The organism is Pseudomonas sp. A-RE-19 (assembly GCF_019956555.1).
GTDB lineage: Bacteria > Pseudomonadota > Gammaproteobacteria > Pseudomonadales > Pseudomonadaceae > Aquipseudomonas.
On the sequence record NZ_JAHBDQ010000005.1, the window covers coordinates 39,364 to 52,000 of the forward strand.

Genomic DNA, 12,637 nt, shown 5'->3' on the forward strand with positions numbered 1-12,637 from the left:
TCCTTTTACCGGTGGGAAAGCCTCAATCAAATACCAAGAACCGCTGCGCGGAGCAAGGCTGAATTATCGACGCAGTGCCTGGCAACGTTCCCGCAAGAACGCTTGCAGCACTTTGACCCGCTCCGAGACTTGAACCCGGTGCGGGCACAGCAGATTGAACGGCACGCTTTCCCCTTGCCAGTCGTCGAATAGCGTCACCAGGCGTCCGGCCTGCACATCGGCGGCGACGTCGAGCCAGGCTTTGTAGGCGATGCCGTGTCCGGCCAAGGCCCAGCGGCGGGCGACTTCACCGTCATCGCTGAGGTAGTCGCCGTGCACCTGAACGTCCATCACTTCATCGCCCCGGCTGAAACGCCAATGGCTGTAGGGCCGGCCATCGCGCAAGTAGAGCAGGGCGCTGTGCCCGCTCAGGTCGGCCGGGGTTTGCGGTGTGCCGCACCGGGCCAGATACCCGGGGCTGGCGCAGGCCACCCGACGATGTTCCGGCAGGATCGGCAACGCCACCAGCGTCGAATCGCTGGGCACCCCGAAACGCAAGGCAACGTCGACTGTCTCGCGGAACAGGTCGGCATGGCGATCGTTGAGCAGCAACTGCAATTGAATGCTCGGGTGTTGGCGCTTGAAATCGTCCAGCCACGGCAACAGCACGTTGCGCCCGAAGTCCGACGGCGCCGCCAGTTGCAACACACCGCTCAAGCCTTGGGTCTGTTGCTTGAGGGCTTGCTCGCCGGCATCCAGAGCGGCCAGCGCCAGACGCACGCTTTCCAGATAACGCCGGCCTTCTTCGGTCAGGCGCATGCTGCGGGTCGAGCGCGCCAGCAGGCGGATGCCGAGGCGAGTTTCGAGGCGTTTGAGGGCGATGCTGGCGGCGGCGGGGGTCAGTTCCAAGGTACGGGCGGCGGCGGAAATGCTTCCGGAATCGGCGGTGCGGACGAAGATCTCCAGATCGAGGATCGAGCTCATTGGTAAAAATCCTTTAAAGATCCTGCTTTTTTACCGGGATTTTTCCTTGATTAGCAAGCTGAGGTGAGTAATAAAAAGTAATGTTTAAACGGCGGCTCAAGATGTTCCCTGAGGCTACAACGTCTTGCGCCGTTGCCTACGACTACGCCAGAATCCGCCGGCTAGTGCGCCTTTGGCCCGGGCTGTATCGTTTTCCCTGTCGCTGAAAAACAGCGATCGGGTTTGGTAGCCCGGTTACCTGTCGCATAACGCAACGTAATGCAGAGATTTTTTCGTCTTCTGTTTTATGGCAGTCATGCGTAGGGCATCCTCGGATGCGCCGGGTTTTGCACCAGGTAACCGGTCTACCAACCTGCGTATGGCCGCCACCCTTCGTTTGGTAGCGAGGGTGATGGCTCCTTAATCTCTTACCTGGAGCTCCATCTATGTTCAAACCAACACCCAATCCGCCGGAATCAGATCCGACGTCCCCCTACGAATCCCCGAATTCAAAAAAGCTCCACGAAGCCGCCGACCGCGCCCTCGATCATTACCTCAAGCCCCCCAAAGAACCGGATGCTGCCCGCAAACCGAGCAAGATGTTTATCGTTGCACCGGATGTCGATTCGGAAAGCCTGCTGGCCCACGCCTGCGAATCCATGGCCTCGGCGAGCGTGATGCTCAGTGATTTCGCTGCACTGGTGGGCGAGCCCTATCGCAACACGATGCTCGGGATACAACAGGTCGTGATGAACGGTGAACTGGCGGTCAATCGGGTGCTGGATAATTTCGATCCGCAGGAATCCTGACAAACCGGCCCTGTAGGCGCTGGCACAGCCTGCGATCTTTTGATCTTGCTCTTCAGTCGCTCAGATCAAAGTCAAAAGATCGCAGCCTTCGGCAGCTCCTACATTGACCGTGTAAAGACGACCTACCGTAGGCGTTGGCGCAGCCTGCGATCTTTTGATCTTGCCCTTCAGTAGCTCAGATCAAAGTCAAAAGATCGCAGCCTTCGGCAGCTCCTACATTGACCGTGTAAAAACGACCTACCGTAGGCGCTGGCACAGCCTGCGATCTTTTGATCTTGCCCTTCATTAGCTCAGATCAAAGTCAAAAGATCGCAGCCTTCGGCAGCTCCATTGATCGTGTAAAAACGACCTACCGTAGGCGCTGGAGCAGCCTGCGATTTTTTGATTTTCGAGTTACGCCCGCAACGTCCGCGTCATACGCAACGCCAGTAAACTCCCGCACACAATCACGCCCGCCAGCAGGTAAAGCGCCGCATCGGTCGACCCGGTGCTGTCCTTGACCCAACCCACCAGATACGGACTCAGAAAACCCGCCATCTGCCCCATGGAGTTGATCAGCGCCAACCCACCCGCCGCCGCACCAGCGCTGAGCATGGACGTCGGCACAGGCCAGAACATCGGCAGGCCGGTGAGGGCGCCCATGGTGGCGAGGGTCAGGCCGAGGATGGCGATGGCCGGGTTGGCGGCGAAGTTCACCGCAATCAGCAAGCCCACCGCGCCCATCAACATCGGCACCACCAAGTGCCAGCGGCGTTCTTTGCGCAGGTCCGCCGAACGACCCACCATCAACATGAACACCGCCGCCAGCAGGTACGGAATCGCACTGAGCCAGCCGATCACCAGGTTATCGCTGAAACCCAGGTTCTTGATGATCGACGGCAGCCAGAAGTTGATCGCATAGACACCGCTCTGGATGCAGAAATAAATCAGGCCGAAGGCCCAGATCGCCGGGTTCTTGAACACTGCCAACAGCGAATCGGTGGCGGTTTTTGGTTTGCTGGCCAGGTCTTCAGCGTGATCGGCCTCAAGCACCGAGCGCTCGTAAGGGGTCAGCCACTTGGCGTTGGCGTAACTGTCGCTGAGCAGGAAGTAGGCGAGGGCGCCGAGAATCACCGTCGGAATGCCTTGCAGCAGGAACATCCACTGCCAACCCGCCAAACCGGCCTGGCCGGCGCCGAAGTGGTTGAGGATCCAGCCGGAAAACGGGCTGCCGAGCAGGCCGGACACCGGGATCGCCGACATGAAAAGCGCCATGATGCGACCACGGCGGAACGTCGGGAACCACTGCGAGAGGTAAAGCACCACGCCCGGGAAGAACCCGGCTTCGGCGGCACCGGTAAACAGGCGCAGGGTGTAGAACTCGGTCGGTGTGGTGACGAACAGCAGGCAGGTCGACAGCATGCCCCAGGTGATCATCATCAGCGCGATCCAGCGGCGTGGGCCGAATTTGCTCAGGGCCAGGTTGCTCGGTACGCCGCACAGTACGTAGCCAATGAAGAAAATCCCGGCACCGAGGCCGTACACGGTTTCGCTGAATTTCAGCGCGTCGAGCATCTGCAGTTTGGCAAACCCGACGTTCACCCGGTCGAGGTAATTGAACAGGTAGCAGATGAAAATGAAGGGGATCAAACGCAGGGTAATGCGTTTGTAGACGGCGTTTTTGTCGTCAGCGGTGGCCAGGGTAGCTGCGGCGCTCTGTGACATGGCGGGCTCTCTCTTTATTATGATTTTTTGCGATGCGAGGGTAACGTTGATCGCCCAGTGAGTCTCGGCCACCCCTTGGGTGGTTGTCTTTGTGCCTGAGCACAGGGTTTGCGACCAAGGCCTGTGCGGGTGAACAACCTGTCCCATCACGTTTTCAAGGAACCGCGCTATGTTCGAACTCGATCACGACCTGGCCCAGGACATCGTCGACCGGGCGATGGCGATCCTGCCCTACAACGTCAATGTCATGGACAGTCAGGGATTGATTCTCGGCAGCGGCGAACCGGAGCGCATCAACACCCGCCACGAGGGCGCGCAACTGGTGTTGGCCAACGGGCGCGTGGTGGAAATCGACGCGCAGACCGCGATTCATCTCAAAGGCGTGCAACCGGGGATCAACCTGCCGCTGTTGCTCGATCAGCGTTTGATTGGGGTGCTGGGCATCACCGGCGAACCCGAGCAATTGCGCACTTACGCCGAACTGGTGCGCATGACCGCCGAGATGCTGGTGGGCCAGCGCAATCAGCAGGCCGAGCAGCAATGGCGGCGCCAGCGTTGCGACGATCTGCTGGCGCTGCTGCTCAGCGAGGCGGGGGATTCGCCGCGGTTGCTGGACGAAGCGCAGCAACTGGGGCTCAAACCGCAGTTGACGCGAGTGCCGTACCTGTTCGAGTTGGGCATGGAACACGGCCCGGGCCAGACCGTCGAAGCGCTCAGCGCCTGGTTGATGTCACGTTATCCGGACAGTTGGTGCGTGAGTTCGGCCAAGTCCTCGTTGTTGTGGTGCCGACCGGCGACGCCTGCGATCGAGAATGATCGGCTGCTGGAGAGGCTCGATGGCCTGGGCTGGAATATTTTGCGCGTCGCCGTGGGCGGGCAGGCCGATGGATTGTCGGGGTTGCGCCGCTGCTATCGGCGGGTCGGTGATTTGCTGGCTTACGGACGGGATGTGTTGCCGCATTCGCGTTTGCTGACCCTGAACCGTTATCGGCTGCCGGTGATGCTCTGGCGGCACCGCAACGACGATGCGCTGGATGAATTGCTGCGGCCGCTGCGGCAAGTCATCGCCAAGGATGGCAACGGCCAACTGTTGGCGACCCTGCGCAGTTGGTGCGAACACGACGGCCAGAGCCAGGCCTGCGCCGATGCGCTGGGTATCCATCGCAACAGTTTGCGTTATCGCATGGAGCGAATTGCCGAACTCAGTGGTGTCGACCCGCTAAAACTGGACGGAATGCTCGCGCTGTACCTCGGCGTTCAGCTGCTGCCCCCAACCGACTGATACACACAATCCCACCGGTCGATCACGTGCATTCATTCGCCCGCGTTCAAACGTAGGAGCTGCCGAAGGCTGCGATCTTTTGATCTTGATCTTTTCGGGCTCACTGAAGATCAAGATCAAAAGATCGCAGCCTTCGGCAGCTCCTACGTTGAGAATGTGTGTAGGCAGTGGGTTTTGTGGAAATGAACAATAATCCTCTTGGCCGCTTGTGCAGCGGACCGGCGTTATTGTTCATGGCGGCTGGCAGCATGGACGCATTGGAACTGGAGAATTCGCATGAAAATCGTCATCGCCCCCGATTCGTTCAAAGACAGCCTGAGTGCCCAAGGTGTGGCCGAGGCCATTGCGCTGGGGTTGGCCGAAGTCTGGCCAGACGCACACTTGCTCAAGTGCCCGATGGCTGACGGCGGGGAAGGTACGGTCGAATCGATTCTGGCCGCGTGCGACGGCGAACTGCGCCGTACCCACGTTCGCGGGCCGCTGGGCGCCACGGTCGATGCCGCGTGGGGCTGGTTGCCACAGAATCACACCGCGATCATCGAAATGGCCGAGGCCAGTGGCCTGCAATTGGTTCCGCTGAACCTGCGCGATGCGTGCACCAGCAGCACCTACGGCACCGGTGAATTGATCCGCGCCGCGCTGGATGCCGGCGCGCAACGGGTGATTCTGGCGATTGGCGGCAGCGCCACCAACGACGGCGGCGCCGGGGCGATGCAAGCCTTGGGGGTGAAACTGCTGGACGCTCAGGACCAAACCCTGGTGCCCGGCGGTCTGGCCCTGGCGCAATTGGCCCGCCTCGATCTGAGCGACATCGATCCGCGTCTGGCCAAGGTGCGTTTCGACATCGCCGCCGACGTTAATAATCCGCTGTGCGGTCCTCACGGAGCCTCAGCGATTTTCGGCCCGCAGAAAGGCGCGACACCCGAGCAAGTCGAGCAACTGGACCAGGCCCTCGGGCACTTTGCCGAGCTCTGCGCGCAAGCCTTGGACAAAGACGTGCGCGACGAACCGGGCAGCGGCGCGGCTGGCGGACTGGGGTTTGCCGCGAAGGCGTTTCTGGGCGCGCAATTCCAGGCCGGGGTGGAAGTGGTTGCCGAACTGGTGGGGTTGGCCGAGGCGGTCAACGGTGCCGACCTGGTGATCACGGGCGAGGGGCGTTTCGATGCGCAGACGTTGCGCGGCAAAACCCCGTTTGGCGTGGCACGCATTGCGCGGCAACACGGCGTGCCGGTCATTGTCATCGCCGGCACCTTGGGCGAAGGCTATCAGGCCTTGTACGAGCATGGCATCGATGCGGCATTCGCGTTGGCGAGCGGGCCGATGACGCTGGAGCAGGCCTGCGCCGAGGCACCGCGTTTGTTGCGCGATCGTGCCAGGGATATTGCGCGGGTGTGGCGGGCGGCGGCGCGCAAGGCCTAATAAACACCGCGGCCCTTGTGGGAGCGAGCCTGCTCGCGATAGCGGCGGGTCAGATGACATTGGTGCTGAAGGTGCCGCCGTCATCGAGAGCAGGCTCGCTCCCACAAATTCCGCGTCTTGACGGGTGAGTGTTTCACCACTGAAACACGTCTGCCTCCCTCGAAAAATATTTCTCCAACCCCTGCAAAAAACCTGAACCCCGGCCGATACAACGTATAGGCGCACACAAACCTATTACAACAGTGGCGCCAAACTGAACGGTGCGCGCCATCGCCCGCCCGACAGTGATTACGGCAAGGATGCTCGTCGCCTCAATTACCGAGATCATCCTATGTCACTGCGTAATCTGAATATCGCGCCTCGAGCTTTCCTGGGTTTCGCCTTCATTGCCTTGCTGGTCATCGTGCTGGGGGTGTTTGCCGTGAACCGCATGACGATCATCCGTCAGGCCTCTGTCGATATGGAAATGACGCAGTTACCCAGCATCGGGTTTCTGGGCAACGTGACGGAAAACGTTTTGCGGCTGCGGATTCTCTCGTTCCGCGTGCTGGTCAACCGGGATCCGGCGGCGTTGCAGGAAGCCCAGACCCGTATCGGCGTGCTCATCGACAAGGTGCGCAGCGCCCAAGCCAGTTATGCCGCTTTGCCGGCCGGCCCTGAAGAGGCGGCGCTGTACAAAACCTTCTCGACAACCCTCGACAACTACCTGCAGGCCCAGAGCCAGATGCTGGACCTGTCGCGACAGGACAAAATCGATGAGATGCGCACCCTGATCAACACGCGGATCAAGGACGGTACTGATCAGATGGGCGAGCAGTTGAACAAACTGGTGGCGATCAACACCGCCGATGCCAAAGCCGCCTCGGCCAAGGCGGGCGAGCACTACAGCGAAGCCTTTACCGGCATCGTGACGGTGGCGGTAATGGCTTCGCTGCTGACCGTGCTGTTGGCCTGGCTGCTGACCCGCAGCATCGTCACACCGTTGAACCGTGCGGTACTCGCGGCCGAAACCATTGCCAGCGGCAACCTGAGCAAGGTCATCGAAGTCGACGGCAACGACGAACCGGCGCGTCTGCTCAGCGCGTTGGCCACCATGCAAACCAACTTGCGCAAAACCATCGAACAGATCGCCGGCTCCGCGACGCAACTGGGCGCGGCGGCTGAAGAACTCAGCACCGTAACCCAAGAAGCATCCCGTGGCTTGCAACAACAGAACAACGAAATCGAACAGGCGGCCACCGCCGTTAACGAAATGACCGCCGCCGTGGAAGAAGTGGCGCGCAATGCGGTATCGACCTCCGAAGCGTCGAACCAGTCGACTCAGGCCGCCCGCCAAGGTCGTGACCGGGTGGTGGAAACCGTCGACGCGATCCAGACCATGACCCACGATGTGCAAAACACCGCGTTGATGATCGAGGGCCTGGCCGCTCAGGGCCGCGACATCGGCAAAGTGCTGGACGTGATCCGCGCCATCGCCGAGCAGACCAACCTGCTGGCCCTCAATGCCGCGATCGAAGCCGCCCGTGCCGGGGAGGCCGGACGGGGCTTTGCGGTGGTGGCGGACGAAGTCCGGGCGCTGGCCCATCGCACAGCGCAGTCGACCCAGGAAATCGAGAAAATGGTCGCCGGCATCCAGAACGGCACCGGCGAAGCGGTCTCATCGATGCAACAAAGTAATCAGCGCACCCAAAGCACCCTGGAGATGGCTCGCGCGGCGGGTATCGCCCTGGAGCAGATCACCCAGTCGATTCAACTGATCAACGAACGCAACCTGGTGATCGCCAGCGCCTCGGAAGAACAGGCTCAGGTGTCCCGTGAAGTCGACCGCAACCTGGTGAACATCCGCGACCTGGCCACCCAGTCCGCCGCCGGTGCCAACCAGACCAGCGCCGCCACCCACGAACTGTCGCGACTGGCGGTTGATTTGAATGCGATGGTGGCGCGGTTTGTCATCTAGCCTTTCGCTCTTGCATGGCTATGCCGAGCGGGGGATTGGTTTTTTTTGGCTGTCGTTCGCGATCAGATCAATACGAATGATCGTCCCCTTGGAGTTAACCGTTTGAATCCCGGCTCGACTGCCGATTCGGTGGTACATAAGGTGGGTGCCATCGTCGATCGTGGTAAAGACGTAGCCCGGAATCGCCACCACGGTGGCAGCATCAGAGGAACGCACCACGCCCACAGCCACCGGCGGGGCATCCACGCCACCGCAATGGACAGTAATCGTGTCTCCGGCCGCTTGGTCGGAGTACGGCTCGATGGTGACTTTCACCATGTCGCAATGGTGTTTCAGATACTCGGGTGTGACGCCATCTTCGTAAGTCAGCTCGTCGTCGATAACGGGCTTGAGTGGTGTCGCACCGTTCAAGGGAATGCGTTTATCGATCGTGAACGTGGCGGGTTCAGACGTAAAAGTCACTCCGTCGTGTCTGCGCACCTTGAACTCAATGATGCTTTCGCCTTCCACAAGATGCTGTTTGCCCAGCGTCAGGATGAGCGGAAAGGTAATCGGACCCGCCAGTTTGACGGTTTTCACTCGTTTCCTTGTTCCGTCAGGGGTGGTCAACGAGAGCAGGACAGTGTCTATGCGACCATGAACCGCAGACTCGGCCCAGGGTTGATCAATTTGCAGACGCAGATCGCACTGTGTGGCCAGGTCCGGCAACAGGTTTTTTTGCGGATAAAACGGAATACCTTCGGATGGGTAACTACTGAGTGCATCGACGATGCGAAACGCCGGTAATTTGTTCATTTCAGATATCCTCGATAAGAGCGTCGTAATGACAACCCACAGTGGGTGATCCCGATTAAACAATCCGACATGTAATGGCGCTACTGACAGATCTGATAGGTACTAAAGGCAGGTTTGATCACTGCGTTGAAAAAAGACCCACTTGACCACCACTGGAATGTTCCGTGATTTGAGATAGGGTTGAATCTGGAACTCGCGCGTCAGGAGAAGTACATGCGCTATTCAGCCTTGACCCAACGAATCGCTGGTGACGGAGCCGCAGCCTGGAAGATTCATGATCGAGCGCTGGAATTGCGCGAGCAGGGCATCGACGTGCTGCTGCTGTCGATCGGCGATCCGGATTTCGACACCCCGATGCCAATCATTCACGCCGCCATCGACAGCCTGCTGGCCGGCGACACCCATTACTCGGATGTACGCGGCTCCCACACACTGCGCAGCAGCATCGCCCGCCGTCATCAGCGGCGCAGCGGTCAGGAGGTGGACGCCGACCATGTGATCGTGCTGCCCGGTGCGCAGTGCGCGGTGTATTCGGTTGCCCAATGCCTGCTCGATCCAGGCGACGAAGTGATCGTCGCCGAGCCGATGTACGTCACTTATGAAGGGGTGTTCGGTGCCTGCGGGGCTCGCGTGGTGCCGGTGGCCGTGCGTCCGGAGAACGGCTTTCGGGTCGAACCGGTGGATGTCGCGGCGCTGATCACCCCTAAAACCCGGGCCATTCTGCTCAATAGCCCGAATAATCCTTCCGGTGCCAGTCTGTCGTTGAAAAGTTGGCAGGCGTTGGCTGCGTTGTGCGTGAGACATGACCTTTGGCTGATCAGCGATGAGGTCTACAGCGATTTGTTATTTGAAGGCGAACACATCAGCCCGGCCAGCCTGCCCGGCATGGCCGAGCGCACGGCGACCGTCAACAGTCTGTCCAAATCCCATGCCATGACCGGCTGGCGAGTGGGTTGGATGATCGGCCCCAAAGCGCTGGCCGACCACGTGATGCATCTGTCGTTGTGCATGCTGTTCGGGATTCCGGATTTCGTCCAGAACGCCGCGCAGGTGGCACTCGATAAAGACTTGCCGGAAGTGGCGCTGATGCGCGAGGAATATCGCCAGCGTCGCGACTTGGTGTGCGCGAGCTTGAGCGGTTGCCCGGGCATTCGGCCGATCAAGCCCGATGGCGGGATGTTCGTGATGGTCGATGTGCGCCAGACCGGCCTTGGCGCACAAGGTTTTGCCGAGCGGCTGCTGGAAGGTTACGGCGTCTCGGTGCTGGCCGGTGAAGCCTTCGGGCCGAGTGCGGCGGGGCATATTCGCATTGGCTTGGTGGTGGATCAGAAGAGGCTGGCGGATGCGTGCCGGCGGATTGCCTTGTGTGCGGTGGATTTGCTGCAGGAGCGGCGGGCCTGATGGATTTGTGCTGAATTTGATGCGCCCTTCGCGGGCAAGCCTCGCTCCGGGTTTAGTGTCGATCACATGCCGCGCGCATGACACCAATACCGTAGGAGCGAGGCTTGCCCGCGAAGACTGACTCACAGACGCCGAACGTCCTCAGCCTTCCACGCCCTGGTATTCAACAGATGCTCCACTGCACGTGCCCAGCGTCTTGTCATGGACATCGAGGCCGACTTCGATCGAGTCATCCATTAATTTGATTTTGATCAACCTCTCCATTGCTTTGCTAGCTAGACTGAAAATCAATACGACGTAATAAGTCGAGGTTGTGCTTCATGTACTGGTTCCGCCGTCACCGTCGAAGCCTATTGCACCTTATCCTCACGGTGTGGGTGTTAGCTGTGGCCGTGATGGCAATCCACGGTTGTCTGGTGCAACCGAATCACAATATAGCCGCATCACACAATGTCGAGCAGTATGGTGTGGATGGTCATGCCCTCCACACCAGTGGTTGCCTTCAAAACTGTGAGGACACTGCCACGGCGATAAAACCTGCATCGCAGACTCAAGCATTAGATTCCACCAACTGGGCCGTCCTTTTGCTGTTAACTACGGCAGTAATAATGATGGTGCTTGACCCCGCGAAAAAATCCTCCTTCGCCACTCTTGTACTGAAACGCCCCGCACCGCCGGAAGTCCCAGCCCGCCTGACTTTCGTACGTTTCAACGATTAACCCCCTGCCTCAGAGTGGCAGAGCACTGATTGCTCTGTCCTGCTGCGTCGCTTTTTTGCGGCTCGGTTATTCCTGCTTGTCCCCCTCACAATCTCAGGACTTCACCATGCAAATGCATTCTAAATTCGTTCTAGCTGCCATCTTGGCTAGCAGCGCACTCATTGCCTCTGCCGAGGACGCACATCACCCAGCCGACGTGCCGGTTGACTCAGCCGAGAACACAGCTCCCGCATCGACAGCCATGACAAAAGCCATGACCGAGCAAATGCAGAAAATGCAGGCAGCACATGACAAAGCGGCAGCGGCTAAAACGCCTGTTGAACGCCAGGCCGCCATGCAAGAAGGCATGAAAGTGATGAAGGACAGCATGGCCATGATGAGCAAGGAGCAGAGTGCAATGGGTTGTATGGGCATGTCTGGAGCCAAGGACAGCGCAGGCAAAGGCATGATGGGCATGATGATGCAGATGATGGAACAGCAGTCGTCGATGATGGAAATGCCAATGAACAAGTAAATGTGCAGTAGCGCTGCCTGCACTTGGCAACCTGCCCACGTGTGCACCTGTTATGCACCACGACGACCATCAGCAAAAGGCGAACAGCAAAAACACCGGGCAAAGAGGAGTACCCACCATGAACCATACCGAATCGGCCTACGGTCTCTGGTCGCTGGTCATCATCAACTCATTGGTGTTTATCTTGTTCGCCTTCAGCTTCACCCGGCCTAAGACGAGCCGCGATTGGCGTTCCTTTGGTATGTTCTCGGCGTTCCTGGTGGCTCTGTTTACCGAGATGTACGGTTTCCCGCTGACGATCTACCTGTTGATGCCCTGGCTCACTCGTAACTTCCCTGGCATCGACTTCCTCTCGCACGACGCAGGGCATTTGCTCGAAACGGTTCTGGGCTGGAAGGTCAATCCGCACTGGGGTCCATTCCACATTATCAGCAACCTGCTGATCGCCGGCGGCTTCTGGTTATTAGCGGCCGCCTGGCGTGTGCTCTATAACGCCCAAGGTACTGGGCAACTAGCGCTCGACGGGCCCTATGCGCGGATCCGTCACCCGCAGTACGTTGGCTTCGTGCTGATCATGTTTGGCTTTCTGTTGCAGTGGCCGACATTGATCACCTTGGTGATGTTTCCAATCCTCCTGTTGGTCTACGCCAAGCTGGCGAAGCGGGAAGAACAGGAGATGCTCGCGCACTTCGGCGACGCCTACCGCGCTTACTGCGAACAGACTCCGGCGTTCCTGCCCTGGTCGACCCCCCACAGTCCCAACACTCCTACTGACGCCCCTCCGAGTTCAGGAAAACAATCATGAACGCTCCCTGGAAAACTGGCATTTCTCTGGCCCTGACCATGGCTATTTCCTACACCGTTTGTGCGCTGCTCTATGCGCTATGGCCGGCGCAAGGTGTCGCTTTTCTCAGCGCTTTGTTCCATGGACTCGACTTTGGTCGCCTTCAAGCTTCCCAAGACTACAGTGTGGCGACTTTCGTCGGGCCACTGCTGGTCTTGAGTGTATGGGGCGCGATGGTCGGCACCTTGTTTGCCTGGCTGTCCGGCAAGCTCCGTGGCAAGTCTTGATAGCCGCTTCAGGCAGGAGACAGT

General features: G+C 59.4%; 12 protein-coding genes. 9 read left to right on the forward strand and 3 right to left on the reverse strand.

What is annotated here, in order from left to right; genetic code table 11:
• Positions 1-63: 63 nt before the first annotated feature.
• Positions 64-963 (reverse strand): LysR family transcriptional regulator, encoded by a 900-nt coding sequence (locus tag KGB14_RS04060; protein WP_223484199.1) that lies wholly within the window; start codon positions 961-963, stop codon positions 64-66.
• A 425-nt stretch (positions 964-1,388) separates the two neighbouring features.
• Between KGB14_RS04060 and KGB14_RS04065 the strand changes: the two genes are divergently transcribed.
• Positions 1,389-1,751: a DUF6124 family protein gene (locus KGB14_RS04065; protein WP_223484200.1), complete on the forward strand. Its 363-nt coding sequence runs from the start codon at positions 1,389-1,391 to the stop codon at positions 1,749-1,751.
• A 393-nt stretch (positions 1,752-2,144) separates the two neighbouring features.
• Here the strand turns inward: KGB14_RS04065 and KGB14_RS04070 are convergent, their stop codons facing one another.
• Entirely contained in the window at positions 2,145-3,455 is a 1,311-nt protein-coding gene (locus tag KGB14_RS04070) for an MFS transporter (protein ID WP_223484201.1), read from the reverse strand.
• Between the two features lie 169 nt (positions 3,456-3,624).
• Here KGB14_RS04070 and KGB14_RS04075 point away from each other — a divergent pair, with 169 nt between their 5' ends.
• The 3 genes from KGB14_RS04075 (at position 3,625) to KGB14_RS04085 (ending at position 8,113) form a co-directional block, all read left to right on the forward strand.
• Complete coding sequence (locus KGB14_RS04075) at positions 3,625-4,737, forward strand: sugar diacid recognition domain-containing protein (protein WP_223484202.1); 1,113 nt, start codon at positions 3,625-3,627, stop codon at positions 4,735-4,737.
• A gap of 276 nt (positions 4,738-5,013) precedes the next feature.
• A complete protein-coding gene (locus KGB14_RS04080; RefSeq protein WP_223484203.1) occupies positions 5,014-6,156 on the forward strand; it encodes a glycerate kinase in 1,143 nt (380 codons plus the stop codon).
• Between the two features lie 331 nt (positions 6,157-6,487).
• Complete coding sequence (locus KGB14_RS04085) at positions 6,488-8,113, forward strand: methyl-accepting chemotaxis protein (protein WP_223484204.1); 1,626 nt, start codon at positions 6,488-6,490, stop codon at positions 8,111-8,113.
• An 18-nt stretch (positions 8,114-8,131) separates the two neighbouring features.
• On the opposite strand, the gene KGB14_RS04090 is transcribed toward KGB14_RS04085, so the two are convergent.
• Positions 8,132-8,908, reverse strand: coding sequence for a hypothetical protein (locus tag KGB14_RS04090; RefSeq protein WP_223484205.1), 777 nt, complete (start codon positions 8,906-8,908; stop codon positions 8,132-8,134).
• Positions 8,909-9,121: 213 nt separating this feature from the next.
• Between KGB14_RS04090 and KGB14_RS04095 the strand changes: the two genes are divergently transcribed.
• The 5 genes from KGB14_RS04095 (at position 9,122) to KGB14_RS04115 (ending at position 12,613) form a co-directional block, all read left to right on the forward strand.
• On the forward strand, positions 9,122-10,309 hold the full coding sequence (locus tag KGB14_RS04095) for a pyridoxal phosphate-dependent aminotransferase (protein ID WP_223484206.1): 1,188 nt from the start codon (positions 9,122-9,124) through the stop codon (positions 10,307-10,309).
• Between the two features lie 320 nt (positions 10,310-10,629).
• Positions 10,630-11,028, forward strand: coding sequence for a hypothetical protein (locus KGB14_RS04100; RefSeq protein WP_223484207.1), 399 nt, complete (start codon positions 10,630-10,632; stop codon positions 11,026-11,028).
• A 106-nt stretch (positions 11,029-11,134) separates the two neighbouring features.
• Positions 11,135-11,542 (forward strand): hypothetical protein, encoded by a 408-nt coding sequence (locus KGB14_RS04105; protein ID WP_223484208.1) that lies wholly within the window; start codon positions 11,135-11,137, stop codon positions 11,540-11,542.
• A 118-nt stretch (positions 11,543-11,660) separates the two neighbouring features.
• Positions 11,661-12,347, forward strand: a complete 687-nt coding sequence (locus KGB14_RS04110) for a methyltransferase family protein (protein ID WP_223484209.1) — start codon at positions 11,661-11,663, stop codon at positions 12,345-12,347.
• Positions 12,344-12,613, forward strand: coding sequence for a DUF5676 family membrane protein (locus KGB14_RS04115; protein ID WP_223484210.1), 270 nt, complete (start codon positions 12,344-12,346; stop codon positions 12,611-12,613). The genes KGB14_RS04110 and KGB14_RS04115 overlap by 4 nt, the downstream gene beginning before the upstream one ends.
• Positions 12,614-12,637 lie beyond the last annotated feature (24 nt).

What these genes read in the sequence shown, in the direction of transcription:
- KGB14_RS04105 (WP_223484208.1), top strand. Translation starts at nt 11,135, where the DNA reads ATGCAAATGCATTCTAAATTCGTTCTAGCTGCCATCTTGGCTAGCAGC.
- KGB14_RS04090 (WP_223484205.1), bottom strand. Translation starts at nt 8,908, where the DNA reads ATGAACAAATTACCGGCGTTTCGCATCGTCGATGCACTCAGTAGTTAC.
- KGB14_RS04115 (WP_223484210.1), top strand. Translation starts at nt 12,344, where the DNA reads ATGAACGCTCCCTGGAAAACTGGCATTTCTCTGGCCCTGACCATGGCT.
- KGB14_RS04080 (WP_223484203.1), top strand. Translation starts at nt 5,014, where the DNA reads ATGAAAATCGTCATCGCCCCCGATTCGTTCAAAGACAGCCTGAGTGCC.
- KGB14_RS04065 (WP_223484200.1), top strand. Translation starts at nt 1,389, where the DNA reads ATGTTCAAACCAACACCCAATCCGCCGGAATCAGATCCGACGTCCCCC.
- KGB14_RS04110 (WP_223484209.1), top strand. Translation starts at nt 11,661, where the DNA reads ATGAACCATACCGAATCGGCCTACGGTCTCTGGTCGCTGGTCATCATC.
- KGB14_RS04075 (WP_223484202.1), top strand. Translation starts at nt 3,625, where the DNA reads ATGTTCGAACTCGATCACGACCTGGCCCAGGACATCGTCGACCGGGCG.
- KGB14_RS04095 (WP_223484206.1), top strand. Translation starts at nt 9,122, where the DNA reads ATGCGCTATTCAGCCTTGACCCAACGAATCGCTGGTGACGGAGCCGCA.
- KGB14_RS04060 (WP_223484199.1), bottom strand. Translation starts at nt 963, where the DNA reads ATGAGCTCGATCCTCGATCTGGAGATCTTCGTCCGCACCGCCGATTCC.
- KGB14_RS04100 (WP_223484207.1), top strand. Translation starts at nt 10,630, where the DNA reads ATGTACTGGTTCCGCCGTCACCGTCGAAGCCTATTGCACCTTATCCTC.
- KGB14_RS04085 (WP_223484204.1), top strand. Translation starts at nt 6,488, where the DNA reads ATGTCACTGCGTAATCTGAATATCGCGCCTCGAGCTTTCCTGGGTTTC.
- KGB14_RS04070 (WP_223484201.1), bottom strand. Translation starts at nt 3,455, where the DNA reads ATGTCACAGAGCGCCGCAGCTACCCTGGCCACCGCTGACGACAAAAAC.